The following is a 24,165-nucleotide window of genomic DNA, read 5'->3' as shown; positions in this document are numbered from 1 at the left end:
GGCTAAAGTACCATACCGCATGGGGGCCATCAACCGAAGGCGGGACGGGGACCGCCGGGCCCTCCGGCGCCCGCCGCGGCCGGGAGGGTTGAATCGGGGCGTAAGTTCCTCTAGTATCGAAGCCTTCCGCACATGCCTGGGAGTTCCGTCGAATGTTCAAGACGATCGACTGGAATGGCGAGGCGGTGGTGATGCTGGACCAGACCCGCCTTCCCGGGGAAGTGGTCTATCGCTCCTGCCGGCGCGCCGAGGAGGTGGCCGAGGCGATTCGCGGCATGGTGATCCGCGGCGCCCCGGCGATCGGAGTCGCCGCCGCGATGGGAATCGCTCTCGGCATGCGCGAGCCGGCGGCCACGGCGACCGCCGATCTCCCGCGGCGGATGGAGGAGCTCGCGAAGCTGTTCGCCGCGACGCGTCCCACCGCGGTGAATCTTTTCTGGGCCATCGAGAGGATGAGGCAGGCGCTCGCGGCGAGCGCCGGCGCGAGTCCGGGAGAGAGGGTCGAGTCGCTGATGGCGGAGGCGCTGCGAATCCGCGACGAGGACGTCGCGATCAACCGGCGGATGGGGGCGCACGGCGAGGGCTTGATCCCGGAGCGCGCCCGCGTCCTGACCCACTGCAATGCGGGAGCGCTGGCGACCGCCGGATACGGCACCGCGCTGGGAGTCATCCGGGCGGCGGTGGAAAAGGGGAAGAGCGTGCAGGTGCTGGCCGACGAGACCCGTCCCTTCCTCCAGGGATCCCGGCTGACCGCCTGGGAGCTGGCCCAGGACGGGATTCCGGTGACCATCATCACCGACTCGGCGGCCGGGTTCTTCCTGGCGCGCGGCGAGGTCGATCTGGCGATCGTCGGGGCGGATCGGATCGCCGCGAACGGCGACACGGCCAACAAGATAGGCACCTATCCCCTGGCCGTTCTGGCGCGGGAGAACCGCGTGCCGTTCTACGTGGCGGCGCCGCTGTCGACCGTCGACCTCTCCCTGCCCGACGGCTCTCATATCCCGATCGAGGAGCGCGACCCGGACGAGGTCATGCGCGCGGGCGGCGCCCGGGTGGCCCCCGAGGCGGCCGCCGCCCGTCACATCGCCTTCGACGTCACGCCGGCGCGCTACGTGACCGCCATCATCACCGAAGCCGGGGTGGCCCGGCCTCCTTTCGCCCCGGCCTTGCGGGCCCTGTTCGGCGGGAAGCCTTGATGCTCATTCTGGGCATCGAGACCTCCTGCGACGAGACGGCCGCCGCGGTGCTGAGCGACGACACCATCCTCTCCAACGTCGTCGCGTCGCAGGTCAAGGTGCACCAGAAATACGGCGGGGTGGTCCCGGAGCTGGCTTCCCGCCACCACGTCGAGAACATCGACACCGTCCTCCATCTGGCGTTGCGGGCGGCGGCCGTGGATTTGGCGCAGATGGACGGGGTGGCCGTCACGCGCGGGCCAGGCCTCGTCGGATCGCTCCTGGTCGGAATCTCGGTCGCCAAAGCGGTCGCCTTCGTGCGCGGCATTCCCTTCACCGGCGTGAACCATCTCGAGGGGCACGTGCAGTCCCCTTTCCTCGAGAAGCCCGATCTCCCGCTCCCCGCCTTGTGTCTCGTGGCCTCCGGCGGCCATACCGCCCTGTATCGGCTCGATCGGAGCGGCGCGTGCACCGGCCTGGCGCGCACGCGCGACGATGCCGCCGGCGAGGCTTTCGACAAAGTGGCCAAGCTGATGGGGCTGGGATATCCGGGGGGCCCGGTGATCGATCGCCTCGCCCGGGGCGGAAATCCGGAGGCGGTCCGCTTCAGCCGGCCGCGGATGACCGACGGCACTCTCGACTTTTCCTTCTCCGGTCTCAAGAGCGCCGTCCTGCGCTACGTGCGGGAACAGGGGCTTCCGGAGCATTCCTTTCCGGCGCCGGAGCCGGGTCCGGAAGTGAAGGACCTCCTGGCGTCGTTCCAGAAGACGGCGGTCGATTATCTCGTGGAGAACACGGTCCGGACCGCGGCGCGGGAGAGAGTGCCCACGGTGTGCCTCGCCGGCGGCGTCGCCTGCAACAGCCTGCTCCGGGAGCGTCTGGCGGAGATTGCCTCCCGGGAGAAGTGGTGCTTCCATGCGGTGAGCCCGTCCCTGGCGCTCGACAACGCGGCGATGATCGCCGCGGTCGGACGCCGGCAGATCCTGCGGGGCGAACGCTCCGATCTGACGCTGAACGCCGAGCCGAACCTCTCCTTGTAGGGCGGGAACGATGGATCCGAGCCGCATCCGGAACTTCTGTATCATCGCCCACATCGATCACGGGAAATCGACGCTCGCCGATCGGATTCTCGAGATCACCGGCGCGCTCGAGAAGCGGGAGATGGAGGCTCAGGTGCTCGACGACATGGATCTGGAGCGGGAGCGCGGCATCACCATCAAGGCGCACGCCGTGGCCCTCGACTACCGCTCGGAAGACGGCAACGCCTACCGCCTGAACCTCATCGACACTCCGGGTCACGTCGATTTCTCCTACGAGGTTTCCCGCAGCATCTCCGCCTGCGAAGGGGCGCTGCTGATCGTCGACGCCTCCCAGGGGGTCGAGGCGCAGACGCTGGCGAACACCCACCTGGCCTCCGAGCACAACCTGGAGATCATTCCGGTCATCAACAAGATCGATCTTCCCAGCGCCGAGCCGGAGCGGGTGAAGGAGCAGATCGAGAACATCATCGGGCTGGATTGCAGCGGCGCGATCCTGGCCTCGGCCAAGGAAGGGACCGGAGTGCGCGAGATACTCGAGGCGCTGGTGGCCAGGCTGCCCGCCCCCAAGGGCTCGGCGGAGAAGCCGCTGAAGGCCCTCATCTTCGACTCGTGGTACGACTCGTTCCGCGGCGTCATCATCCTCGTGCGGATGCTGGACGGGACGATCCGCCGCAAGATGAAGGTCCGGCTCATGGCCACGGGCAAGGATTACGAGGTGGAGGAAGTGGGGGTCTTCACGCCCAAGCTGAAGCCGACCGAGGAGCTTTCGGTCGGGGAGGTCGGATTCGTAATCGCCGGGATCAAGAACGCCTGGGAGACCAAGATCGGCGACACGCTCACGGACGCCAACCGCCCGACCGAGGAGGCGTTTCCGGGGTTCCAGGAGATGAAGCCCATGGTCTTCGCCGGAATCTACCCGAACGGCGAGACGACCTACGAGAACCTGCGGGACGCCCTGGATCGCCTGCGGCTCAACGACTCCTCTTTTTCGGTCGAGGCGGAGACCTCCGACGCGCTCGGGTTCGGGTTCCGCTGCGGTTTCCTGGGCCTGCTGCACATGGAGATCGTGCAGCAGCGGCTGGAGCGTCACTTCGGGCTCGATCTGATCACCACCGCCCCGTCGGTGCGCTACCGGATCACCACGACCGACGGACAGGTGGTCGAGGTGAGCAACCCCGCCAAGCTCCCGGCCGCCTCGCGCATCATCCGTTACGACGAGCCCGTCCTCACCGCGCTGATTCTCACCCCCCCCGACTACGTCGGCGCTATCCTGGCCCTCTGCCAGGAGCGCCGGGGCGTCCAGAAAGACCTCAAGTACGTCACCACCACGCGCGTCCTGATCTCGTACGATCTTCCCCTGAACGAGGTGGTGATGGACTTCTACGACAAGCTGAAGACGATGTCCCGCGGCTACGCTTCCCTGGATTATCATCTCGCGGGCTGGCAGGAGGCCGATCTCGTGAAGCTCGACATCCTGGTGAACGGCGACCCGGTGGACGCGCTTTCGCTCATCGTCCACAAGGAGCGGGCCTACCCGCGCGGGCGCGCGCTGGCGGCCAAGCTGCGCGAAGTGATTCCACGCCAGCTCTTCGAGGTCGCGATCCAGGCGGCGATCGGCAGCAAGATCATCGCCCGCGAGACGGTGGCGGCCATGCGCAAGAACGTGCTCGCCAAGTGCTACGGCGGAGACATCACCCGGAAGCGCAAGCTCCTGGAGAAGCAGAAAGAGGGCAAGAAGCGGATGAAGAAGATCGGCCGGGTGGACATACCGCAGGAGGCCTTCCTGGCCCTGCTGAAGCTGGAGTGAGGAGTGGGGCGCCGCTCTTTCGTGCACGACTACCTGCAGGCCGCGATCGTCGCGGTGATCGTGGCTCTGTTCGTGCGCACCTTCCTCGTCCAGGCGTTCCAGATCCCTTCTCCGTCGATGGTCAAGAGCATCCTGGTGGGCGACCACATCCTGGTGAACAAGTTCGCCTATGGCCCCACCCTGAGCCTGGCCGAGAGGGAGCTCCTCCCCTTCCGAGACATCGCCCGTTACGACGTCGTCATCTTCAAGTTCCCCGGCCAGCCGGAAAGGGATTACGTCAAGCGCGTCATCGGACTGCCCGGGGAAACGCTCAAGATCGAAAACGGCCAAACCAAGATCAAGAAGTCGAACGCCGACGACTTCTCCTCCCTCCCCGAGGAGAGGAGCTTCGTGCGCTTCATCGACTCCCCTTCCGGGCCCGACCCGGAAGGGCTGAACAACCTGGGTCCCATCCCCATTGCGGAGAATTGTTATTTCGTCATGGGGGACAACCGCGACGACAGCCGCGACAGCCGCGACTGGGGGTGCGTGCCGGCGGAGTACATCCGGGGAAGAGCCCTTCTGGTCTACTGGTCGGTGCGCCCTCCCGAGCCTTCCTCCGGCAGCTCCGCTCCCTCCGGGCCTCTCGCCTCCTTCTGGCATTCCCTGTCGACCGGTTTCACCCGGACCCGCTGGGAGCGCACCGCCCAGATGGTCCACTGAAGGGGCAACCGGCCGGAGTCCTTTCGGGCCTGGGAAGAACGCCAACGTCTTGATCTGAAACAGGATGCGCCGCGGACGGCGGCTCACCGCCGGCCGCCTTCCCGCCGGCTTGACCGCACGTCACCCCGCGCCTATATTCCCAAACGTGAGTCGGGCGGCGGGGAAACTCGCCTTTTTCCGGACCGGAGCAGCGGATGCGACGAACCGACCGCGAGCGTGGTGAAGGGAGACTGGGGACGCTCTTCGCCCTGACGTTGATCGCGGTGTTGATCTACGCCGGCGTCAAGGTCGTCCCGGTGATGATCAACACCTACGCTTTGAAGGATTTCATCGAGGAGGAGGCCCGGTTCGCCTCGGTGCGGCGCGACGACGAGGAGATCCGCCAGCGGGTCTTCCGCAAGGCCCGTGAGCTCGATCTTCCCGTCGAGATGAAGCAGATTCACACGGAACGGAGCAATGCCCGCTTCGACATCGCCGTGAATTACACCGTCCCGATCGTGACTCCCCTGTACACCTACAACTTGAACCGCGACGAGAGAGTCTCCTCCCCCCTGTTCTGAGCCGCCTTACCCTTTCATCCGCCGCGCGACGCTCTCCGTCGTCTCGTCGAGGAGATCCTTCGCGTCCGACTCGAGGCGCTCCAGCCGCTGCTCGATCTGGGCGGCCCGGGCCCGATCAGGAATTCCCGGGAGGTTGATCCGGACGTTCAAGGCCGCGCCCGCCAGTCCCGTCTGGGCGAGGTGGGCCGCCACTCCGGCGTCGGAAACGGCGTTCAAGTTGCCCTTCTCGGCCACGACCCGGATCTGCTCCAGGACGGCCAGGCAGCTCTCGGCGGTCTTGACCGGAATCTCGGTAGCGAACTGGCTTGCCTTGCCCAGCGCCTCCTGCCGCGTCTGCTTCTGCTCGCCGGTTTCACGGGGCAGCTTCATCGCCCGGGCGACCTCGTCGTAGGCCTCGGCGTCCCGATCGACCAGCGCCAGCAGGTCCTTGCGCAGCCCGGACAGGGCCGCCCGCGCCCGCTCCATTTCGGCGCGCACCGACTCGTATTTCGGCTTTCCTAGCGTCAGATCGCAGACCATGGCGCCCAGCGACGCGGCGAGACACCCCGCGAGGGCCGAGGCGCTGCCTCCGCCCGGTGTCGGCACGCCGGCGGCGAGGCGGTCGACGAACTGTTTGAGGTCGAGATTCACGAGCATGGTTACAGCTCTCCTTCTTCTTAGGAAGAAAAACAGGTTCCAAAGAAAGCGGGACACCCATCGAATCTAGATCCAGCCGGGCGGCGGTGTCAAGAAACAGCCCATCGGACGGGGCTTTTCCGGTAGACGATCTCCCCCTTCTTGATCACGGTGTCGGTGTGGGAGACGCCGAAGTGATAGACGAGATGATGGTGCCCCGGGATGTCCAGCACCTGGAGGTCAGCCTGCTTCCCGACCTCGAGGGTGCCGATTCGATCGGCGCGCCCCAGGCAGTGGGCGGCATTCAGGGTCGCGGCCGTGATCGCCTCCGCCGCGCTCAGCTTCAGCGTCAGGCAGGCGAGCGTCAGGACGAAAGGCATCGACTCGGTCATGCAGGTGCCCGGATTGAGATCGGTCGCCAGGGCCACCGGCACGCCCGCCTCGATCAGCCGGCGGGCCGGCGGGCGATCCGGGGACATCAGGAAGAAGGCGGCCCCCGGGAGGAGGACAGCCGTGACCCCGGCGCGGGCCAGCGCCTCGATCCCCTTCTCCGACACGAACTCCAGGTGGTCGGCCGACGCGGCCCCCAATTCCGCCGCCAATTCCGCCGCCCCCATCGACGAAAGCTGATCGGCGTGCACGCGGGGGACCAGGCCCGCTTTCCGCCCCGCCCGGAGGATCGTCTCGCTCTCCGCCCGGGTGAACGCGATCTGCTCGCAGAAGACGTCGCAGAAGCCCGCCAGCTTCTCCTCCGCCACCCTCGGGATCATCTCCTCCGCCACCTCGCGCACGTAATCCTCGCGCGCCGCGCGGCGCTCGGGAGGCAGCGTGTGGGCGCCCAGGAAAGTCGGGACCACTTCGACGGGATGCTCCGCGGCCAGGCTTTGCAGCACGCGGAGCTGCTTGATCTCCGCCTCCAGGCTCAACCCATAGCCGCTCTTGGCTTCGCAGGTCGTGGTGCCGAGGGCGAGCATCCGATCCAGGCGCCGGAGCGCGGCGTCCCGAAGCTCCGCCGGATCGGCGCGTCTCGTCTGCTCCACGGTGCTGAGAATCCCGCCTCCGGCTTCGGCGATCTCCCGGTAGGTGCGCCCGGCAAGGCGCTGCTCGAATTCGGTAGCGCGGGATCCGGCGAAGGGGAGGTGGGTGTGCGGATCCACGAACCCGGGAAGGACCGTCTTGCCGGAGACGTCGAGACGGGATCCGCCGCGTCGCAGGCGGACCCGGGAGCCGAGCTCGCCCGACGGCCCGACATAGACGAGGTTTCCGGCGGCCACGGCGAGCGCGGCATCGGCGATGGTGCGGAGCTTCCCCTGGAGGGCGCCGGTCGCCGGCGCCGATCCCACCGGAGTCGCGAGCTCCGCCGCGTGCTCCAGGATCAGATCCGCTTCCACCATGCCGCGCGCCTTCAGCTTCCCGGCGCCTGCTCGGGCGGCTTCTGCTTGATGAAGGTGAGCTTGTCGGAGAGGACCTCCTCCTCACGGTGCATGTCCAGGAGCTTGAGGTGCTGATCCAGGAGGACGCGCAGCTTGCGCTCGAAAGCGTCGCGCTCCATCTTCAGGCCGCGGATCGAATCCTCGAGCTGCGAGACCTTTTTTTGCGCATGTTCCATGACTTTCTGGCCGCGCAGCTCCGCTTCCCGGATCACCAGCCGGCCTTCCTTCTTGGCCTCCTCCTTCATATCCTCCGAGAGCTTCTGCGCCGTGAACAGGGTCTCCTTCAGAATCCGCTCCCGCTCCGTGAGATCCCCGAGCGAGGACTTCAGCTGCGCCGTCTCCTCCCTCAGACGGCTGACCTCGTTCACGACCTTCTCGAACTCCTCCGAGACGAAGTTGAGGAACGACTGCACCTCCTCCCGGTCGTACCCTCGCAGCTTCACGGCGAAGCGGTGTCCCCGAACGTCCAGCGGCGTGATCCTCATTCCTTCTCCTTTCCGGCGCGGACGGCGCGCTCCCCGAACAGGGCGCGCCCGATGCGAATCAGCGTGGCCCCTTCCTCGACGGCCACTTCGAAATCCTCAGACATTCCCATGGACAGCTCGCGCATCTCGACCTTCGGAAGGCTTTCCCGGCGGATGCGCCCGGCCAGCTCCGCGAGCGCCCGGAAGTGCCGGCGGGAATTCTCGGCAGAGGGGTCGTACGGAGGCAGAATCATCAATCCGGCCACTCTCAGGCCGCGCATTCCGGCGGCGGCCGACAGGATCGCGGGGATCTCCTCTTCCAGCGCGCCGTGCTTCCCCGTCTCCCGGGCGAGGTTCGCCTGAATCAGCACTTCGAGAGGCGCCTCCCGTCCCTGCGCGTGTCGATCCAGATCGGCGAGCAGCTCCGCGGAGTCGACGGTGTGAATCATCCGGAACAACCGGACCGCCTCTTTCGCCTTGTTGCGCTGCAGGTGCCCCACCAGGTGCCATTCGGCGCCGGGGAGAGATTCCGGCGCCTTGGCTCGCGCTTCCTGAACCCGATTCTCGCCGAACAGGGTCAACCCCTCCTGCATCGCCTGCCGGATCGCCGGCGCCGGGACGGTCTTGGTCACCGCCACGAGACGGATCGATTCGGGCGGGCGTCCGGCGCGCCGGGCGGCCGCCGCCAGTCGGCTCCGGATCGAGTCGAGCCGTTCCCGAAACCCCTCCATCGCTCAGGTCCCGCTTCCAAAGGGAAGCATCTCCTGCCCCGACCCGACGAGTCTCCTCACCTCTTCGGGAAGCGGCTCGGAGGAGCTCTTTTCGTCCATGGCGCGGTTCGCCAGCCGATCGGCCTCCCGGTTCTCCGAGCGCGGCACGTGCCGGAGGACCACGTGCGGAATCTCGCCGAGGAGCCGGCGCGCCGCGGCATGAAGCTGCTGGAGCTTCGGATTCTTGACCCGGTAGGATCCGTCGATCTGCTTCACCAGGAGCTGCGAGTCGGAGTGGATCGTCAACTCCGTCGCTCCGCGGCGGAGGGAGCGCAGGAGGAGGACCACCAGCGCCGTGTATTCAGCCACGTTGTTGGTCGTGGTTCCAAGGTAGGCGTAATACTCATCCCGGGCGCCCCCCTCCCCTTCCAGGATGACCCCGATGCCCGCCGGGCCCGGATTGCCCCGCGCGCCTCCGTCGATGCGCCCCGCGAAGGACCTCTTCGTCCTCCCCTCGAGAGGCGCGGCCTCAGGCGCCCGGCGGCGGCTCGGCACGCTTCTCCTCGACGTAGAAAAGGAAGCGCTTGCACGACTCGCAACGCAACAGCCCCTCGTTGCGGCGGATTTGCTGGAAGACCCGGGGTTGAATGCGGACGGAGCAACCCTGGCAGAGTCCGGCCCGGACTCCGACCACGGCCAGCCCGCCGCGGCCCCGTGACACCCGGCCGAACTCGGCGACCAGATCGGCGGGCAGCTCCTTCTCGATGCCGGAGCGCTGTCCCTCGAGAGAGCTCTTGAGATCGGCCGCCGCCCGCTCCTCCTCCTTGAGCGCCGCCAGAAGTCCTGAGACGCGCTGCTCCTCCTGCTTGAGCGCCGCTTCTTTCTGCCGGATCGAGCCTTCCAGGGCTTCCGACGCGTCCATCGCCTGGAGGATGTGCGTCTCGATTCCGCCGCGCTCCTCCTTGACGGTCTCGATCTCGTGCAGCATGGCGGTGTACTCCTTGTTCGTCTTCACCTCCATGAGCTGCCCCTGGTACTTGGAGATCCGGCCTTCCACCGCCTGGAGATCGCCTTCCAGCTTGCGGCGCTGTTTCTGGGATTCCGCCAGCTCGTCCCGGGTCTTGGCGACGTCGGCCCGGTGCCGGGCGAGCGATTGCTCGAGGTCTTGGGTGCGCCCCGGCATCGCCGCGAGCTTTTTGGCTTGCTCCTCGATGGCGAGACACACCTCCTGGAGGCGCATCAGTCTTTCGAGGTTTGGCTCCAAGGGGACTCCCTTACGGCCGAGGGCATTTCTTTGGTGGGCCCACCAGGACTCGAACCTGGAACCAACTGATTATGAGTCAGCTGCTCTGACCACCTGAGCTATGGGCCCGGCAGGTGGCGGCAAACCCCGGCATCTGCGGGATTTGGCGCATTATAGCACACGCTCCTGGCCGCTCCGTTCCAGGGCGCATCATCCTTGCGTCCGACCCTCGGCGGACTTACGTTATCGCGTTGTGCCGCCGGGAGCTTTCCGGGGCAGCGCGAGTCAAATCCGGACGGCGAGTTCATAACCGGAATCGCCCGATCGACAAGGAGAATCCCGTGGGTGGAAAGAAGCTGCTCATGATGGTCGTGGTGGTCGGGGCCGCCGGCGCCGGCGCCTACTGGTGGATGAACCGCGCTCCGTCCGCTCCCGCTTCGACCTCTCAAGCTCCGGTGACGGCGAGCAAGACCGAGCCGGGGGCCGTCCAGGCCCCGAAACCGCATCTGGGTCACCCGCTTCCCGGCGAGACGGTGGCGAAAGAACAGCCTTTCTTCGAGGCCAACTACGGCTTCTCGATGGTCGTTCCCGCCGGCTGGAAAGTGGTGAATTGGACCGATCCCGTTCCTCCGGAGCCGGGGAAGCGCCGTCCGGCGTACAAGATCCGCCTCGAGGATCCCCGGAACGGCAGCATCCTCGACTTCGCCGCCTACCCGTTCACCGAGAAGAGCCGCTACGCCGTCGAGGAGATCTTCATCAGCAAGATCCAGCCTCCGGTCTCCGGCATCGAGCTCGACATCCAGCTCGACGAAGTCCTCAAGGAAGGGGAGATGCGCATCCGGCGCGCCGAAATGAAGACGCGGGGCCGCGAGGGGGGGACGGGGATGATGAAGACCTTCTATTACCTTTCGAACGACAAGCTCTACACCTTCAGCCTTCTGGGGACGGAAGAGACCTTCGCCTCGCAGGCCTCCGCGATCGCCAAGGTTCTGGACGACATCCGGATCCTGGGCTGATCTCTCAAATCTCGCCGCCAGCCGTCTCCACGGCGCGGGCAACACCCGTCGCCGCCGATCGTCTGCAGGCCTCCACGATCTCCACGGCGCGGAGCCCCTCGGTGAGAGGCACCGGGACCGGAATCTCCCCGCGGACCGCGGCGGTGAACGCGACGAGGCACTCGCGCACGGTGGGCACGGGGGGTGGAACGGCGATTTCCCGCCTCTCGGTCCCGTGAATCTCCACCAGCCAGTGATGGACGTGATCGGCCGCGATCTGCCCTCGTTCGCCGGCGAGCTCGACCCTGCCGGTGCGGGACGCCGTGGTCCGGGCGTTGTCGACCGTCGCCAGCAGGTCCCCCGACAGCCTGAGAACCGCCCCGAACGAGTCTTCCATCCTCCTGCCCGGCCCTCTTGAGGAGAGACAATTCGCCTCCTCCGCCTCGAGGCCGGTGAGATGCCGGAGCAAGTCGAAGGAATGGACGCCGGTGTTCCGCAGCAGGCCGCCGGCTTCCGGATCGTCCAGCCATTCGCGCTCCGAGGGCTCGAAGCGCTGGCTGAGCGAGACGAACCGCAGGCGGCCGATCGCCTCCTTTCTCTCACGAAGCAGGCGAATCACGGCGTTGAAGCGCAGGGTCTGCGCCACCATCGCGATCGCCCCGTGGCGGCGGGCGGCCTCGACGATGCGCCGGGCCCCCTCCGGATCGGGGGCCAGCGGCTTCTCCACCAGCACCGCCTTCCCGGCCTCCAAGGCCTCGGGCACGAGAAGGGGATGGAGGTTGCAGGGAACGACGATCGCCACGGCATTGACCGAGCGGTCGGCAAGCACCCTCCGGTAATCATCACAGAACGAAACGCCGAGATCGCGCGCCGCCGCTTCTCCGCGGGCCCGGTCCCGCCGGCATACGACCGCGAGGCCCGCCCCTTCCACTTCTCCCCGGCGGAGATGCCCGGCATATCTCAGGCCGTGGTTTCCAATCCCGATGATCCCGAACCGGAGCGTCGTCATGGCGACAGTCTAGATCAGCTCGGCACGCTCCGCCGGAAAGCCCGCCCATGCGACGATTTCGGTGCGGCGCCCCGCCGTGCACGAAAACTCTGCGCGTCCGACCGGTATCCGGAGGCTGCCGGCGAGTGCTCTTCCCGCCCTCGTGTCGATCCGTCGCGTTCGGCCATGGCACGGCCGTTGCTGAAAAAAAGGTGCTATTCTGCGCGAAAAGGGACTCCCTACGCCTTAGGAGACAAGAGCCATGAGCCTCTTCTCGCATCGAGTCGATCTGCTCGGCACGGAGAACGCCTTCAAGATCGGACCTTGCATCAAGGAGGTCGAGGACACCGGGGCCCGCGTCATCCGATGCAATCTCGGCGAGCCCGATTTCCCGCTGGCGCGGCACATCCGCGAGGAAGTCAAAAGACAGCTCGACAACGATCTGACGCATTACTGCGATCCGCAGGGAATCCTACCGCTGCGCGAGGCGGTGGCCCGGGACGTGGGAGCGAAGCGCGGCCTCCAGGTCGGACCCGACCGAGTGGTGGTCTTTCCGGGCGGGAAGCCTCCCATCGGGCTGAGCCAGGAGGCTTATTGCAATCCGGGCGACGAGGTCATCTATCCGAGTCCCGGCTTTCCGATCTATGAATCTTTCATCCAGTACATCGGAGCCCGCCCCATTCCGCTCCACCTCGAGGAGAAGACCGGATTCAGCGTCACCGGCGCCGAGTTGGAGCCGTTGATCACCAAGCGCACGAAGATCATCATCCTCAATTTCCCCTCGAACCCGACCGGCGGCATCGCCACGCACGCCCAACTGGAGGAAATCGCGGCGGTGATCCTGCGGAAGGCGGAGCGCGACGTCCGCGTCTACTCCGATGAAATCTACGAGAACATCCTGTTCGACGGCAGCGCTCACCACTCGATCGCCTCGGTTCCCGGAATGGAGCGCGTGACCATCATCGCTTCCGGCGCCTCCAAGACCTACTCGTGGACCGGCGGCCGCATCGGCTGGGCCGTCTTCCCGACCGCTGAGGAGGCGGCGGTCTTCAAGAACCTCAATATCAACTACTTTTCCTGCATTCCCGCCTACAACCAGATGGGCGCCAAGCTCGCGCTGGAGTCGCCCGAGAGCGCCCCGGAGATCCGCAAGATGGTCACCGCGTTCCAGGAGCGGCGCGACCAGGTGGTGCGCGGTCTGAACGCCATTCCCGGCATCACCTGCCAGCTTCCCACGGGAGCGTTCTACGTCTTTCCCAACGTGGCGGGGATCTGCGAGGAGATCGGCGCGATCGCGGCGTTCGAGGCGCTGCCGGCCGACATCCAGGAGAAGACGAGTCCTTCCACCTTGTTCCAGATGTTCCTCCTTTTCCGCCACCACGTGGCGACCATGGACCGAAAGTCCTTCGGAGAAATCGGCTCCGAGGGGCGCCATTTCCTACGGATATCGATCGCCACCGGAATGGACGACTTGAAGCAGGCGGTCGAAATCATCGCGCGGGCGGCGCGTGACCGGGAGGGCTTTGGAGCCTTCGTGAAGGAAGGCCGGCGGCTTTACTAGCCGAGGAGAACGACGTCAGGGCGAGCGAGCTTCGATCCCCGTGCCGCGGGTTGACCCGCGGCGGTTTCCAGTCGTCGGGTCCAACCCGACCCTTAGTTCGGCCGCCCGATGGCGTCCCGGCTCGCCCGGTCCCATGGCGGAGCCGGATGGTATACTCCGCCGGTGCCTCGTTATTGGCTGGGGATCGATCAAGGCTCGACCGCGACGAAGGTCTGCCTCATGGATCGGCGCGGAAAGATCCAGAGGTTCGCCACTAGGCCCATCGGAACGATCCTCCGCCGGCCCGGATGGGCCGAGCACGACGCCGAATCGATCCTCCGTTCGGTTCAGGCCGCTCTCGACGCGGCTCTTCGAGGCGTCGATCCCGGCCTCATCGCCGGCGCGGGCCTCGCCTGCCAGCGCTCCACCTTCGTCATCTGGGATCCCCGTTCCGGCCGTCCGCTGACCCCCGCGCTTTCCTGGCAGGACCGTCGCGGAGAGGAGATTTGCGCCGCGTTGCGCCCTCGCGCCCCGCTCATCCGGCGCCGCACCGGCCTGAGGCTCAGCCCGCATTACGCCGCGAGCAAGATCCGGTGGATCTTCGACCGATCTCCCGGGCTGCGCCGCCGGGCCGAGAAGGGCGCCGCAAGAATCGGCACGCTCGACGCCTTCCTCCTGTTCCGTCTGACCGGCGGAGAGGCCTGGTCGACCGATCCGACGCACGCGGCGCGCACGCTGCTGATGGACCTCCGCCGGCTGGAATGGGATCCGGAGCTCCTGGACCTCTTCAGGATCCCCCTCGCCGCTCTTCCTCCGATTCGTCCCAGCGCCTTCCCGGCCGGCGAGATCGCCGTCCGTGGCGGGCGCCTGCGGATCGCAGCCACCGTGGGGGATCAGCAGGCGGCGCTTCTCGGCGTCGGCTGCCGGCGGGCAGGGGAAGCCGCGGTGAATTACGGGACCGGCGCGTTCGTAGTCCTCAACTCGGGGCGGCGCGCCAGGCGGGTATCCGGACTTCTCACTTCGGTCGCCTGGAGCTCTTTCGAGGAGACCCGATATCTGGTGGAAGGAACGGTGAACTCCGCCGGCGGGGCGCTCGGGTGGATCGAGAACGTGACGGGCCGAAGGATCGGCTCGCTGGGGGCTCCGAGGAATCCGGACCGGCTCCCTTGCGTCGTCCCCGCCTTCGCGGGACTCGGCGCGCCCCACTGGCTCAGCCGGGCGCGGGGCGCCATTTTCGATCTCGATCTGGCAACCACCGCCGAAGATCTGGCCGCCGGAACGATGGCGGGAGTCGCCTGCCGGGTCGGCGAAATCGTGCAGGCGATGGTGGGGGCGGGGATGCGTCCGAGGCGGATCGTGGCGGGCGGGGGGCTGGCGGAGCAAGCCTGGCTCCTGGATCTTCAGGGAGCCATCCTCCGGCGGCGGCTGGTGAAGGGACCGAGAGGAGAGGCGGGAACGGGCCGGGGAGCCGCCATCCTGGCCGGCCACGCGCGAGGGGACTGGAACCTGGAGAGCGACCGTCGTCTGGAGTTCCCCACGAAGCGATGCCGCGGCCGGATCTCCTTCGAGGAGGGGCGCCGCCTGGCGGCCCGCTTTCAACGGGCGCTGGGCCGTTTAGCCGGTTCTTCCGGATGAAGCTCTTGGCGGGCGACGCTCATCCGGCCTATCATGAGCTTTTGCTTCGTACGACCTGGGGAGGCAGCGAGGAGGTGGCGCGATGAGCAAGGGCAAAGTGGCTCTTCTGGTGGAGAACGACTACCAGGACATGGAAGTTTGGGTTCCCCTTTATCGGCTCCGGGAAGAGGGGTACGAGACGGTGACGGTCGGTCCCTCGGCGATCGAATACAAGTCGAAGCACGGTTATCCCCTCAAGGCGCAAGCGGCGGCATCCGAGGTCCGGAGCGACGATTTCCTCGGGGTCGTCATCCCCGGTGGGTGGGCTCCCGATCGCCTGCGGCAGGATCGCGGCGTCCTGCGGCTGGTCAAGGATCTGTTCGAAAAAAAGCGGGTCGTGGCTTCCATCTGTCACGGGGGCTGGGTCCTGGCCTCGGCCGGCGTGGTCCGGGGGAAGCGACTCACCTCCTATCAGGCCATCCGGGACGACCTGATCCACGCCGGAGCCGAGTTCGTCGATCAGGAGGTGGTGCGGGACGGCCATTTGATCACCTCCCGCAAGCCTGACGATCTTCCCGCGTTCTGCCGCGAAATCATCAAGGCGCTGCGGGAGGCGCAATGAGTGAAACGGGGATTTCCGCGAAGGCGGCCTTCGCCGCGAGGATCCTGGGACTCGTTCAATCCGACATCCGGCGGATGTCCCGGGAATGCGAGCGCGCCGGCGGGATCAACCTCGGACAGGGGATTTGCGATCAGCCGGCGCCCGATCTGATCAAGGAAGCGGCGGTGTCGGCGATCCGCGCCGACCGGAGCATCTATTCGAAATTCGAGGGAATCGACCCGCTCCGGGAAAGGATTTCCCGGAAGATGGCTTCCTACAACCAGATCCGGTGCGACCCCGATCGGGAGGTGGTCGTCACCGTCGGATCGACGGGGGGGTTCGTGGCGGCGGCCCTGGCGTGGATCGATCCGGGCGACGAAGTGATCCTGTTTTCCCCTTTTTACGGCTATCACTCGAACATCCTGAAGCTCTGCGGCGCGTCGCTGCGCTTCGTCACGCTCCATCCTCCCGATTGGCATTTCGATCCGGCGGAGCTTGCGTCGGCCTTCGGCTCCCGGACCCGCGCGGTCGTCGTCAACACCCCTTCGAACCCGTGCGGCAAGGTCTTTTCGCGGGAAGAGCTCTCGGCGATCGCGTCGCTGTGCGAAAAGCATGGCGTCTTGGGAATCACCGACGAGATCTACGAGTACATTCTCTACGGGGAGCACCTGCACGTGAGCCTGGGGTCGCTGCCTGGAATGGAGGATCGGACGGTGACGTTGTCCGGCTTCTCGAAAACCTACAACATGACCGGATGGCGGCTGGGCTACGCGGTCGGTCACGCCGCCTTGATGGAGAAAATCGGACTGCTCAACGACCTCCTCTACATCTGCGCCCCCACACCGTTCCAACACGCCCTCGTGACGGCGTTCGATCTGCCGCAGTCCTACTACGACGGCCTGCGGGAGGGTTACTCGCTCAAGCTCGCGTGGATCAGCGCGGCGTGCGACGAGGCCGGAATCCGTCCGCTGCCGCCGCAGGGCGCCTACTATCTGCTCGCGGACGTGTCGGATCTCGGTGCCGCCGACGACCGCGAGGCCTCGAGCCTGCTCCTCTCCCGGGCCGGCGTGGCGACGGTGCCGGGAAGCTCGTTCTACGCCGAGCCGGCCGACGGCCGGACCCAGGTCCGGCTCTGTTTCGCGAAAGAGGATTCCGTGCTGAAGGAGGCTTGCCGCCGGATTTCCGGTCTCGGCAAGTAGGGCCGTCGTGCGCCGCGGGAACCTCCGCTAGGCCGGTTTCCGCGAGCGGGTCGCCGTCGTTCCGAGCGCCGCCACCCCCAGCCCCAGGACGCTCAGATTCAGCGTCACGCTCCGGCGATGCAATCGATCGAAGCGCAGCTTCGCCTCCGCCCGTGCGGCGGAAGTGGGAGCGGTCCTCCTCTCTTCTCCGAGCCGGTGGATCGTCCCTTGCAGGATTCCCCCCGCGTAGAGGTTACCCGCCAGCATCGACCCGACCAGCAGCATTTGGACGAGCCGGACTCCGCGGGAGCCGGAGTCGAAGAGAAGCAGCGGCAGGAGGAGCACCAGCGCCGCCGAGCCGCAGAGCGTGCCGGTGAAGTAGTAGCGGGGAAACAAGTCGGCGAGGAACCGCGGAGCCTGGGCGGGATCGAGCTTTTGGAAGACGGCCGGTGCGACCACCGCCGAGAAGAAGACGATGCTTCCGACCCACACTGAGAGCAGGAGAATCAGCGCGAATTGGAAGAGCCAGCGGAACACCCGGGAGGATCCTCGCGCGCCGGTCGGCGCCTGAAGCAAAAAGGGCCGGCCCGAAGGCCGGCCCGATCGTACTTCCGAAGACGCCCGATTACAATCCGGAGTTCTCGAGGAAGGCGCGCAGCTTCTGGCTGCGGGAAGGATGGCGGAGCTTCCGCAGGGCCTTCGATTCGATTTGCCGGATGCGCTCGCGGGTCACCGCGAAGGACTGCCCGACTTCCTCCAGGGTGTGCTCGCTCCCGTCCCCCACCCCGAAGCGCATCTTGAGGACCATCTCCTCGCGCGGCGACAGCGTCTTCAGGACCCGCTGCGTCTGCTCCTTCAGGTTGATGTTGATCACCGCGTCCACCGGCGAGACGACGGCCCGATCCTCGATGAAATCGCCGAGATGGGAGTCCTCCTCCTCGCCGATCGGGGTCTCCAGCGAGATCGGCTCCTGGGCGATCTTGAGGACCTTGCGGACCTTCGCCACGGGAATCCCCATCTTCTTCGCAATCTCCTCGGGAGTGGGCTCGCGCCCGATTTCCTGGACGAGGCTGCGGGACGTGCGAATCAGCTTGTTGATCGTCTCGATCATGTGCACGGGGATACGGATCGTCCGGGCCTGGTCGGCGATCGCCCGGGTGATCGCCTGCCGGATCCACCAGGTCGCGTAGGTGGAGAACTTGTAGCCGCGCCGGTATTCGAACTTGTCCACCGCCTTCATCAGGCCGATGTTCCCTTCCTGGATGAGGTCCAGGAATTGCAGGCCGCGGTTCGTGTACTTCTTGGCGATCGAGACCACCAGGCGGAGGTTCGCCTCCACGAGCTCGCTCTTGGCCTTTTCCGCCTCGCGCTCACCCAGAATGATGAAGTCCGCGGTCTGCCGCAGCTCCTCCGCGGAGGTCTCCATCGCGGTCTCCGTCGCGCGGATCTCAGTCTCCGCGGCGAGGATCTTCTCCCGCAGCTCCTTGCGGACGCGTGAGAGCTTGGAGAGCTTGAGACGCCGCCGGTAGCTCTTGATATCGTCTTCCAGGCCGCGCACCCGCTCGGCGGCGTTCTTGATGTTCCGGGACAGCTCCATCACGCGGTTGTTGGAGAGATCGAGCCCCTTGATCTGCTGGGCCACCAAGACGCGCAGGCGATTCAGGTTCCGCATCTCGTCATGATGCGTCCGCGACCCTTCGGTCAGCCGCTCCAGGTGCTTCTCCACTTTCTGGAGACGCGTGTGCAGACGGGCGATCTTGGAGAGGGCGTCCAGGGCGCGCTTGCGCCCAATCTCCGTGTTCTCCTCCATCCCTTCCTCGATAACTACCGCCACCACCTCGTTGAGACGGATGTCGCGGGCGCGAATCTGCTTGCCGTACTTCATCAGCTCGTTGATGACGTATCTGCTGCGCGACAGCGCCTTAACGATCTTCTTCTCGCCGCGCTCGATTCGCCGGGCGATCTCCACCTCGCCCTCCCGCGTCAGCAGCGGGACCGTGCCCATCTCGCGCAGATACATTCGCACCGGATCGTTGGTCTTGTCGAGGATTCCGGGGGTGAGCTCGAATTTGGCGGGCTCCCCTTCCGGCTCGACCTCCTTCTCGATCTTCTCGTCTTTCCGCTTGAGAGCGTTCTCCGAATCGACCACCTCGATGCCGAGCTGGTCGAAAAGAAGGAAGATGTCGTCGATCTCCTCCGGGGAGTTGACCTCCTCCGGCAGGATGTCGTTGACCTCGTCGTAGACGAGATACCCCTTCTCCCGGCCGATGCTGATGAGGTGTCTTACTTCTTCGTACTTGTCTTCGATGCCCACTCAGGGCCTCCTTGCTGTGGCACCGGCTCAAAGGCCGGTGGTCCTGGGAACGCGACGACCGGCTCAGGGGGCCGGAGGGTTCTTCAACGCTCGCATTTCCCTTCTCAGATCCATCTTCTTCCGGAGCAGATCGTCAACGTTCGAACCCGCGGGCGCCTGCTCCAACCGCTCCTGTAAAGCCTGCATCCTTCGTGCCAGGGGCCGCCGGCGAAGACTCTTGAGGCATTCTTCCCCGTCGCCAACGCTCAGAGCGGGGCCCGGAAGGGCTGCCAGCTTCACCAGAAACGCCTGATCCGCGGGGTCGGGCAGGAGCGAGCCGATCCGTGGATAGCTGATTTCCGCGCCCGATCGGGCCAAGTCCCGGACAACGTGCCAGATCCTCTCGACTTCGCTTCCTTCGAGGTCCTCGTCCCTCAGGACGGGGAGGAGCGTCCGCCGGGCCTCGGGCTCGTCAATCAAGATCCGGACGAGCCGGGCCGCGGGGCTTCCGGAAGAGGCTCCAATTGTCCCTTCCAGAGGAATCGATTTCAGATTCGTTTTCCGGCCGGCGACCGTCGACTTCAATTCCTGGAGAACGATCGCGTCCTGGATACGAAATAGGCTCGAAAGGAGTTTCACCTGTTCGGACCTGGCCACGGCGTTCTCCAGCCGGGCCACATAAGGAAGAACCAGATTCAACGCCTCGATCTTTCCAGCGGCCGAGCTCAAATCGACTTTTCCCGCCGCCTCGTGCGCCAGGTACTCGAGGTAGGACGGAGCATTCTCAGACAGACGCCGGTACGCCTCCGCCCCTTCCTCGCGCACGAACCGATCGGGATCCTTTCCGCCGGGGAGCCGCAGCACCCGGACTTCGAATCCCGACTCCAGAAGAACGTCGAGGCTTCGGCGCGTGGCGGCTTGTCCCGCGGAATCGGGATCGAAATTGACGATCGCCCGGCGCGCGAAACGCCCGAGAAGCCGGGCGTGGTTGGCCGAAAAACCGGTGCCCAGCACGGCCGCCAGGTTTCGGAACCCCGACTGATAGAGACTGAGAAAATCGAGATAGCCCTCCACCAGGATCGCTTCTTCCCGCTTCCGGATTTCCTCCGCGGTCCGATTCAGGCCATAGAGCACCTCCCCCTTGTGGAAAAGAGGGGTCTCCGGCGAGTTGAGATACTTCGGCTCTCCTTCCCCAAGGATCCTGCCTCCGAACCCGAGGCACTCCTCCCGAAGGGAATGAATCGGAAAGATCAGCCGGTTCCGGAAACGATCGTAGGTGCGGTCCGAATTCTCCGCTTTGACGAGCACGCCCGCGGCGAGCAACTGGCGCTCCGGAAATCCGGCCTTCAGGAGATGGGCTTTCAGGCCGTCCCATCTCGCGGGAGCGAATCCGACCTGAAAGCTGTCGATCGTCTCCGCCGAGAGGCCCCGCTCCTTCGCGTAGCGCCGCGCCGCGTCGGCCCCCGAGCCTTTCCGGAGGTTCTCCCTAAAGAACTCGAGAGCCGCGCGGAGGAGCTTCAGAAGCGCCTGTCTTTCCGAGTAGCCCGCGGCGTTTCGCTCGGGCTCCGGAATCCCATAGCGGCGCGCCAGGATTCGCAGCGCTTCCGGAAAGTCGACTTTTTCAAAGAGCATCAGGAACTTGAATACGTCGCCGCCGGTGCCGCACCCGAAACAGTAGAAGAGCTGCTTGCCCGGGTCGACGTGGAACGACGGAGTCTTTTCCGAATGGAACGGACACAGACCGCGGTAACGCCCTCCAATCTTCTTGAGCTGCACGCAGCCGGAGATGATCTCCCGGATGTCCGCGCTGGCGCGGACCGTTTCCAGAAAATCACCATCGGATCTGGGAGTCATCGCGTAAACTCCCCGGGGAATCCGCTGCCGATCCGGCCCTCGCCGCGAGTGCATAAACCCGCCGGAGGTCCGGGGGACTAATCGTTGTAACGCCGTTCCTGAGCGAGCCGCTTCAGCGCCTTCTTGCGGGCCGCGAGAGCCTTGATCTTGCGCTTCTGGCTGGGCTTAAGGTAATGCTGGCGCTTTTTGACTTCCGAAAGAATGCCCGATTTCTCGCACTTTCTCTTGAAACGCCTCAATGCGTTCTCGAGGGATTCGTCCTCCCTCACCCTAACCAAGGGCATCCATGCCTACCCCCCTTCTCTATAGGATTGCCTTCTCCGCCCGGAAGGGCCGCCTGACTGGCCCTTGAGCGGACGGAACAGGGCAGTATTGTCGAGCCGACTGTGGGGTTACTCTATCCGAGTTGCGGAAGAAGGTGCGGTTCCCGAACTCATGGTGGCTACGGTCCAATACGTCATAAATATATGCCCGGCCTTAACTTTTGTCAAGAAACGGGTTTCAAATATCACGGAAGCGACATGTCAAGATTTTGGAATGGTTTGGGGAGGAAGCCTGGGGTCTAGTCGCCCTCCGGAGGGTAGCCGGCGCGATTTATCAGTCCGGCCGAGAATCCGGCGCCAAATCCATTATCTATGTTGACGGATACTACCCCCCCGGCGCACGAGTTCAGCATGCTGAGAAGCGCCGTCAGACCGCCGAAGCTGGCACCATAGCCGATACTGGTCGGCACGGCAATAACCGGAGCCTCCACCAGGCCGGCGACGACGCTCGGGAGAGCCCCCTCCATTCCGGCCACCACGATCAATACCTTGGCCGAATGTAGAATCTCTTGATGGGCCAGGAGCCGGTGCAATCCCGCGACCCCCACGTCATAGACCCTTTCGACCCGGTTGCCCATCAATTCGGCGGTGATCGCCGCCTCTTCGGCCACCGGAACGTCGGAAGTGCCCGCCGCGAGGACGGCGATGCCGCGCCGCGTTCCCGCTTTCCACCCTCGTGGAAGCAGGACGAGGGTTCGCGCGTCACGATGGTAGACGGCGCGCGGAAAGGAAGCACGGATCTGCCGGGAGGCACGTGGGGGGAGGCGCGTGACCATCACCGGCGCTCCGTCGGCCCGCAGGCTGCGGATGATGGCGAGAATCTGCTTCGGAGACTTTCCCTGGCCGAAGATGACCTCGGGAAACCCGCGCCGTAGCTGGCGGTGATGATCGACCTTCGCGAACCCGAGATCCTCGAAAGGCAGGAAATGGAGCCGCCGGAGCGCTTCCTCGACGCTCAGATCGCCCTGGCGGAGCGCTTGAAGGAGGGCCCGTATCCTCTTCTTTTCCACGCTTTCTCCGAGGGCGCGGATTATAGCATGGCGATCCTCGGCCCCCCGGAACCTTCCTTGACAAGGTGGAACGGCATCTCCTAAACTCCGCTCCTGCCATTGCGCCGTCCTGGCGACCTTCCCATCGAGAGGGCCGAAAATTCCATTCAGCCGGAGTCCCCACCATGATCGGTTCTGAGGAAAAGCGGCGCCATCCTCGGGTTCATGATCGCCTCACGCTTCGATCCTTCTTCGAGACCGGTTCGGTCGAGATGGCGACCACCAATCTCAGCCTGGGAGGGGCCCACGTCATCACCGGCCGTTTCATGCCGCTGATGACTCGCGTGGAGGTCACGCTGCACCTTCCCCCGGAAGCCGGGGTCGAATCGAGGCCGCGGCCCGTCAAGGCGGAAGCGGTGGTGGTGCGTGTCGATCCCCCTTCCCCCGATTCGGGAGCGGGCTCGTTCGAGATGGCTCTCTTTTTCTCCCGGATGGAGCAGCAGGATCGAGCCGCCCTGGCGCGCTACCTGGCAATCCAGCCCCAGGCAACATGATGGCCGAGTACGTGATCGGCGTCACCGGGGCCTCGGGAGCCCTTTGTGCCCAGGATCTAATCCGCGCGATGGCCAGCCTGCCCGCCGTGAAGCGGCTCCACGTCGTGATGTCCCGCTTCGCCGCCCAAACGATTCGGGCCGAGCTGAAGGTGGACGGAACGGGCGAAGCCGACTTGCGGCGAGCGCTGGCGGGAGATCCGTCCCCGCGCGTCGTTTTCCATTCGCCCGACAACATGGCCGCCCCTATATCCAGCGGGACGTACCCGGTCCGGGGAATGGTCGTCATTCCCTGCAGCGCGGGAACCTTGGGAGCGATCGCCAGCGGCGCGACCGCCAACTTGATCCATCGCGCCGCCGACGTCACGCTGAAAGAGCGCCGGCCCTTGATCCTTGCCGTGCGCGAGACGCCCCTCAACGGCATCCACCTACGGAACTTGCTGGCCCTCTCCGAAGCGGGGGCCGTGGTGTTTCCATTGACTCCCTCTTTCTACACTCTTCCCGCCGACGTGAAGTCGATTGTCGAGCAGTTCACGGCGCGCATCCTCGATCTCCTCGGTCTCGAGCATTCTCTCGGCAAGCGGTGGGGAGCTTGACCTCAGGCTTCCCGGCCGTCCTCCAAGGCGCCTCCCGGCATTTCCGGGAAACCCTGCGGATGATCCAGTTCGAGCACACCGTGTTCGCGCTTCCCTTCGCCTTCGCCGGGGCGGTGCTGGCGCAAAAAGGGATCCCGTCCCTGGAGGAGCTCGGATGGATCTTGCTGGCCATGGTGGGCGCCCGCAGCGCCGCCATGACCTTCAACCGGCTGGTCGATCAGCCCTACGACGCGCGGAACCCGAGGACGCGCGGACGCCCCCTGGTGACCGGCGCGCTCACCCGCCGCTTCGCCTGGCTCTTCCTGTCGATGGCGTCGCTGCTTTTCGTGTTTTCGGCCGCCCGCCTGAACCGCCTCGCCTTCTCGCTCTCCTTTCCCGTCCTGGCGATGATTCTCCTCTACTCCTACGCGAAGCGCTTCACGTGGGCCTCGCACCTTCTTCTGGGGGCGAGTCTGGGATGCGCCCCGCTCGGGGCGTGGATCGCCGTCCGCGGCGACATTCAGGCGGCTCCCTTGCTGCTGGGCCTGGCCGTCCTGCTCTGGACCGCCGGATTCGACATCATTTATGCGTGTCAGGACGTCGAGTTCGATCGGAGGGCGGGCCTCCATTCCATTCCGGGGCGCTGGGGGATCCGGCGCGCGCTCTGGCTCTCGCGTTTCGCCCACTTTGCGATGATCGTCACGCTCCTTCGCGTGGGATCCCTTCTTCACCTGGGGATCATCTACCTGTTCGGAGTGCTCATGACGGGCGCTTTGCTGGCGTACGAGCACACTTTGGTGAAACCGAACGACTTGTCACGAGTCAATCGCGCTTTCTTCACTGTGAACGGCTACGTCAGCATATTCTTCTTCCTGGCCATCCTGGCCGACGCGCGCTGGCCGCGCTGAGCCCGAC

The 24,165-nt window shown here is 65.8% G+C and carries 25 protein-coding genes and 1 tRNA gene; 13 read left to right on the top strand and 13 right to left on the bottom strand.

Features of this window, described 5'->3' with window-relative positions; translation table 11 throughout:
* Window positions 1–152 precede the first annotated feature (152 nt).
* From mtnA to VGR67_00940, 5 genes are all read left to right on the top strand, one after another.
* Complete coding sequence (gene mtnA, locus VGR67_00960) at window positions 153–1,196, top strand: S-methyl-5-thioribose-1-phosphate isomerase (GenBank protein HEV8334971.1); 1,044 nt, start codon at window positions 153–155, stop codon at window positions 1,194–1,196.
* Window positions 1,196–2,215, top strand: a complete 1,020-nt coding sequence (gene tsaD, locus VGR67_00955; GenBank protein HEV8334970.1) for a tRNA (adenosine(37)-N6)-threonylcarbamoyltransferase complex transferase subunit TsaD — start codon at window positions 1,196–1,198, stop codon at window positions 2,213–2,215. The genes mtnA and tsaD overlap by 1 nt, the downstream gene beginning before the upstream one ends.
* A 10-nt stretch (window positions 2,216–2,225) precedes the next feature.
* On the top strand, window positions 2,226–4,022 hold the full coding sequence (gene lepA / locus VGR67_00950) for a translation elongation factor 4 (protein HEV8334969.1): 1,797 nt from the start codon (window positions 2,226–2,228) through the stop codon (window positions 4,020–4,022).
* 3 nt (window positions 4,023–4,025) lie between these two features.
* The gene (lepB, locus tag VGR67_00945) at window positions 4,026–4,724 is read left to right on the top strand and encodes a signal peptidase I (protein HEV8334968.1); all 699 of its coding nucleotides are present in this window, start codon (window positions 4,026–4,028) and stop codon (window positions 4,722–4,724) included.
* A 194-nt stretch (window positions 4,725–4,918) separates the two neighbouring features.
* Entirely contained in the window at window positions 4,919–5,284 is a 366-nt protein-coding gene (locus VGR67_00940) for a hypothetical protein (protein HEV8334967.1), read from the top strand.
* 6 nt (window positions 5,285–5,290) lie between these two features.
* Here the strand turns inward: VGR67_00940 and VGR67_00935 are convergent, their stop codons facing one another.
* The 7 genes from VGR67_00935 to VGR67_00905 form a co-directional block, all read right to left on the bottom strand.
* Window positions 5,291–5,920 (bottom strand): cyclodeaminase/cyclohydrolase family protein, encoded by a 630-nt coding sequence (locus VGR67_00935; GenBank protein ID HEV8334966.1) that lies wholly within the window; start codon window positions 5,918–5,920, stop codon window positions 5,291–5,293.
* A gap of 89 nt (window positions 5,921–6,009) precedes the next feature.
* Window positions 6,010–7,293 carry an imidazolonepropionase gene (gene hutI, locus VGR67_00930; GenBank protein ID HEV8334965.1) on the bottom strand — a complete coding sequence of 428 codons (1,284 nt, stop codon included), beginning with the start codon at window positions 7,291–7,293 and terminating at the stop codon, window positions 6,010–6,012.
* Window positions 7,294–7,304: 11 nt separating this feature from the next.
* The gene (locus VGR67_00925) at window positions 7,305–7,817 is read right to left on the bottom strand and encodes a DivIVA domain-containing protein (GenBank protein ID HEV8334964.1); all 513 of its coding nucleotides are present in this window, start codon (window positions 7,815–7,817) and stop codon (window positions 7,305–7,307) included.
* Window positions 7,814–8,527, bottom strand: a complete 714-nt coding sequence (locus VGR67_00920; protein HEV8334963.1) for a YggS family pyridoxal phosphate-dependent enzyme — start codon at window positions 8,525–8,527, stop codon at window positions 7,814–7,816. Before VGR67_00920 ends, VGR67_00925 begins: the two co-directional genes overlap by 4 nt.
* A gap of 3 nt (window positions 8,528–8,530) precedes the next feature.
* On the bottom strand, window positions 8,531–9,061 hold the full coding sequence (locus VGR67_00915) for a ribonuclease HI family protein (GenBank protein HEV8334962.1): 531 nt from the start codon (window positions 9,059–9,061) through the stop codon (window positions 8,531–8,533).
* Window positions 9,036–9,770: a C4-type zinc ribbon domain-containing protein gene (locus tag VGR67_00910; protein ID HEV8334961.1), complete on the bottom strand. Its 735-nt coding sequence runs from the start codon at window positions 9,768–9,770 to the stop codon at window positions 9,036–9,038. The genes VGR67_00915 and VGR67_00910 overlap by 26 nt, the downstream gene beginning before the upstream one ends.
* A 31-nt stretch (window positions 9,771–9,801) precedes the next feature.
* A tRNA-Ile gene (locus VGR67_00905) sits at window positions 9,802–9,878 on the bottom strand.
* A 212-nt stretch (window positions 9,879–10,090) separates the two neighbouring features.
* Here VGR67_00905 and VGR67_00900 point away from each other — a divergent pair.
* A complete protein-coding gene (locus tag VGR67_00900) occupies window positions 10,091–10,765 on the top strand; it encodes a hypothetical protein (GenBank protein ID HEV8334960.1) in 675 nt (224 codons plus the stop codon).
* Between the two features lie 4 nt (window positions 10,766–10,769).
* Here VGR67_00900 and VGR67_00895 read toward each other — a convergent pair whose 3' ends face one another.
* A complete protein-coding gene (locus VGR67_00895; GenBank protein ID HEV8334959.1) occupies window positions 10,770–11,753 on the bottom strand; it encodes a Gfo/Idh/MocA family oxidoreductase in 984 nt (327 codons plus the stop codon).
* A gap of 241 nt (window positions 11,754–11,994) precedes the next feature.
* On the opposite strand from VGR67_00895, the gene VGR67_00890 reads away from it, so the two are divergent.
* The 4 genes from VGR67_00890 to VGR67_00875 all read left to right on the top strand — a co-directional run bounded on the left by VGR67_00890 (window position 11,995) and on the right by VGR67_00875 (window position 16,686).
* Window positions 11,995–13,293, top strand: coding sequence for an aminotransferase class I/II-fold pyridoxal phosphate-dependent enzyme (locus VGR67_00890; GenBank protein ID HEV8334958.1), 1,299 nt, complete (start codon window positions 11,995–11,997; stop codon window positions 13,291–13,293).
* 162 nt (window positions 13,294–13,455) lie between these two features.
* A complete protein-coding gene (locus VGR67_00885; protein HEV8334957.1) occupies window positions 13,456–14,907 on the top strand; it encodes an FGGY family carbohydrate kinase in 1,452 nt (483 codons plus the stop codon).
* 82 nt (window positions 14,908–14,989) lie between these two features.
* A complete protein-coding gene (locus VGR67_00880) occupies window positions 14,990–15,508 on the top strand; it encodes a type 1 glutamine amidotransferase domain-containing protein (GenBank protein HEV8334956.1) in 519 nt (172 codons plus the stop codon).
* Entirely contained in the window at window positions 15,505–16,686 is a 1,182-nt protein-coding gene (locus VGR67_00875; GenBank protein ID HEV8334955.1) for a pyridoxal phosphate-dependent aminotransferase, read from the top strand. Before VGR67_00880 ends, VGR67_00875 begins: the two co-directional genes overlap by 4 nt.
* A 27-nt stretch (window positions 16,687–16,713) precedes the next feature.
* Here VGR67_00875 and VGR67_00870 read toward each other — a convergent pair whose 3' ends face one another.
* The 5 genes from VGR67_00870 to larB all read right to left on the bottom strand — a co-directional run bounded on the left by VGR67_00870 (window position 16,714) and on the right by larB (window position 22,145).
* Complete coding sequence (locus VGR67_00870) at window positions 16,714–17,202, bottom strand: DUF4149 domain-containing protein (GenBank protein ID HEV8334954.1); 489 nt, start codon at window positions 17,200–17,202, stop codon at window positions 16,714–16,716.
* 88 nt (window positions 17,203–17,290) lie between these two features.
* Window positions 17,291–18,979 carry an RNA polymerase sigma factor RpoD gene (gene rpoD, locus VGR67_00865; GenBank protein HEV8334953.1) on the bottom strand — a complete coding sequence of 563 codons (1,689 nt, stop codon included), beginning with the start codon at window positions 18,977–18,979 and terminating at the stop codon, window positions 17,291–17,293.
* Between the two features lie 63 nt (window positions 18,980–19,042).
* Window positions 19,043–20,812, bottom strand: a complete 1,770-nt coding sequence (dnaG, locus tag VGR67_00860) for a DNA primase (protein HEV8334952.1) — start codon at window positions 20,810–20,812, stop codon at window positions 19,043–19,045.
* A gap of 77 nt (window positions 20,813–20,889) precedes the next feature.
* Window positions 20,890–21,096, bottom strand: a complete 207-nt coding sequence (gene rpsU / locus VGR67_00855; GenBank protein HEV8334951.1) for a 30S ribosomal protein S21 — start codon at window positions 21,094–21,096, stop codon at window positions 20,890–20,892.
* A gap of 278 nt (window positions 21,097–21,374) precedes the next feature.
* On the bottom strand, window positions 21,375–22,145 hold the full coding sequence (gene larB / locus VGR67_00850; GenBank protein HEV8334950.1) for a nickel pincer cofactor biosynthesis protein LarB: 771 nt from the start codon (window positions 22,143–22,145) through the stop codon (window positions 21,375–21,377).
* 164 nt (window positions 22,146–22,309) lie between these two features.
* Between larB and VGR67_00845 the strand changes: the two genes are divergently transcribed.
* The 3 genes from VGR67_00845 to VGR67_00835 are packed head-to-tail and all read left to right on the top strand — an operon-like array spanning window position 22,310 to window position 24,158.
* Window positions 22,310–22,678, top strand: a complete 369-nt coding sequence (locus tag VGR67_00845; GenBank protein ID HEV8334949.1) for a PilZ domain-containing protein — start codon at window positions 22,310–22,312, stop codon at window positions 22,676–22,678.
* Window positions 22,678–23,271 (top strand): UbiX family flavin prenyltransferase, encoded by a 594-nt coding sequence (locus VGR67_00840; GenBank protein ID HEV8334948.1) that lies wholly within the window; start codon window positions 22,678–22,680, stop codon window positions 23,269–23,271. The genes VGR67_00845 and VGR67_00840 overlap by 1 nt, the downstream gene beginning before the upstream one ends.
* Window positions 23,268–24,158, top strand: coding sequence for a UbiA-like polyprenyltransferase (locus tag VGR67_00835; protein HEV8334947.1), 891 nt, complete (start codon window positions 23,268–23,270; stop codon window positions 24,156–24,158). The genes VGR67_00840 and VGR67_00835 overlap by 4 nt, the downstream gene beginning before the upstream one ends.
* The last annotated feature ends 7 nt before the right edge of the window (window positions 24,159–24,165 follow it).

It is taken from the genome of Candidatus Polarisedimenticolia bacterium, assembly GCA_036004685.1.
Lineage (GTDB): Bacteria > Acidobacteriota > Polarisedimenticolia > Gp22-AA2 > AA152 > DASYRE01.
The sequence above is the reverse complement of the archived record's forward strand: the minus strand, read 5'-3'. Positions and strand labels throughout refer to the sequence as shown.

Coding starts and splice junctions, on each gene's coding strand:
- VGR67_00935 (HEV8334966.1), bottom strand. CDS start 5,920: ATGCTCGTGAATCTCGACCTCAAACAGTTCGTCGACCGCCTCGCCGCC.
- VGR67_00890 (HEV8334958.1), top strand. CDS start 11,995: ATGAGCCTCTTCTCGCATCGAGTCGATCTGCTCGGCACGGAGAACGCC.
- tsaD (HEV8334970.1), top strand. CDS start 1,196: ATGCTCATTCTGGGCATCGAGACCTCCTGCGACGAGACGGCCGCCGCG.
- dnaG (HEV8334952.1), bottom strand. CDS start 20,812: ATGACTCCCAGATCCGATGGTGATTTTCTGGAAACGGTCCGCGCCAGC.
- hutI (HEV8334965.1), bottom strand. CDS start 7,293: ATGGTGGAAGCGGATCTGATCCTGGAGCACGCGGCGGAGCTCGCGACT.
- rpsU (HEV8334951.1), bottom strand. CDS start 21,096: ATGCCCTTGGTTAGGGTGAGGGAGGACGAATCCCTCGAGAACGCATTG.
- VGR67_00840 (HEV8334948.1), top strand. CDS start 22,678: ATGGCCGAGTACGTGATCGGCGTCACCGGGGCCTCGGGAGCCCTTTGT.
- VGR67_00925 (HEV8334964.1), bottom strand. CDS start 7,817: ATGAGGATCACGCCGCTGGACGTTCGGGGACACCGCTTCGCCGTGAAG.
- VGR67_00895 (HEV8334959.1), bottom strand. CDS start 11,753: ATGACGACGCTCCGGTTCGGGATCATCGGGATTGGAAACCACGGCCTG.
- lepA (HEV8334969.1), top strand. CDS start 2,226: ATGGATCCGAGCCGCATCCGGAACTTCTGTATCATCGCCCACATCGAT.
- mtnA (HEV8334971.1), top strand. CDS start 153: ATGTTCAAGACGATCGACTGGAATGGCGAGGCGGTGGTGATGCTGGAC.
- VGR67_00845 (HEV8334949.1), top strand. CDS start 22,310: ATGATCGGTTCTGAGGAAAAGCGGCGCCATCCTCGGGTTCATGATCGC.
- VGR67_00875 (HEV8334955.1), top strand. CDS start 15,505: ATGAGTGAAACGGGGATTTCCGCGAAGGCGGCCTTCGCCGCGAGGATC.
- VGR67_00940 (HEV8334967.1), top strand. CDS start 4,919: ATGCGACGAACCGACCGCGAGCGTGGTGAAGGGAGACTGGGGACGCTC.
- VGR67_00880 (HEV8334956.1), top strand. CDS start 14,990: ATGAGCAAGGGCAAAGTGGCTCTTCTGGTGGAGAACGACTACCAGGAC.
- VGR67_00920 (HEV8334963.1), bottom strand. CDS start 8,527: ATGGAGGGGTTTCGGGAACGGCTCGACTCGATCCGGAGCCGACTGGCG.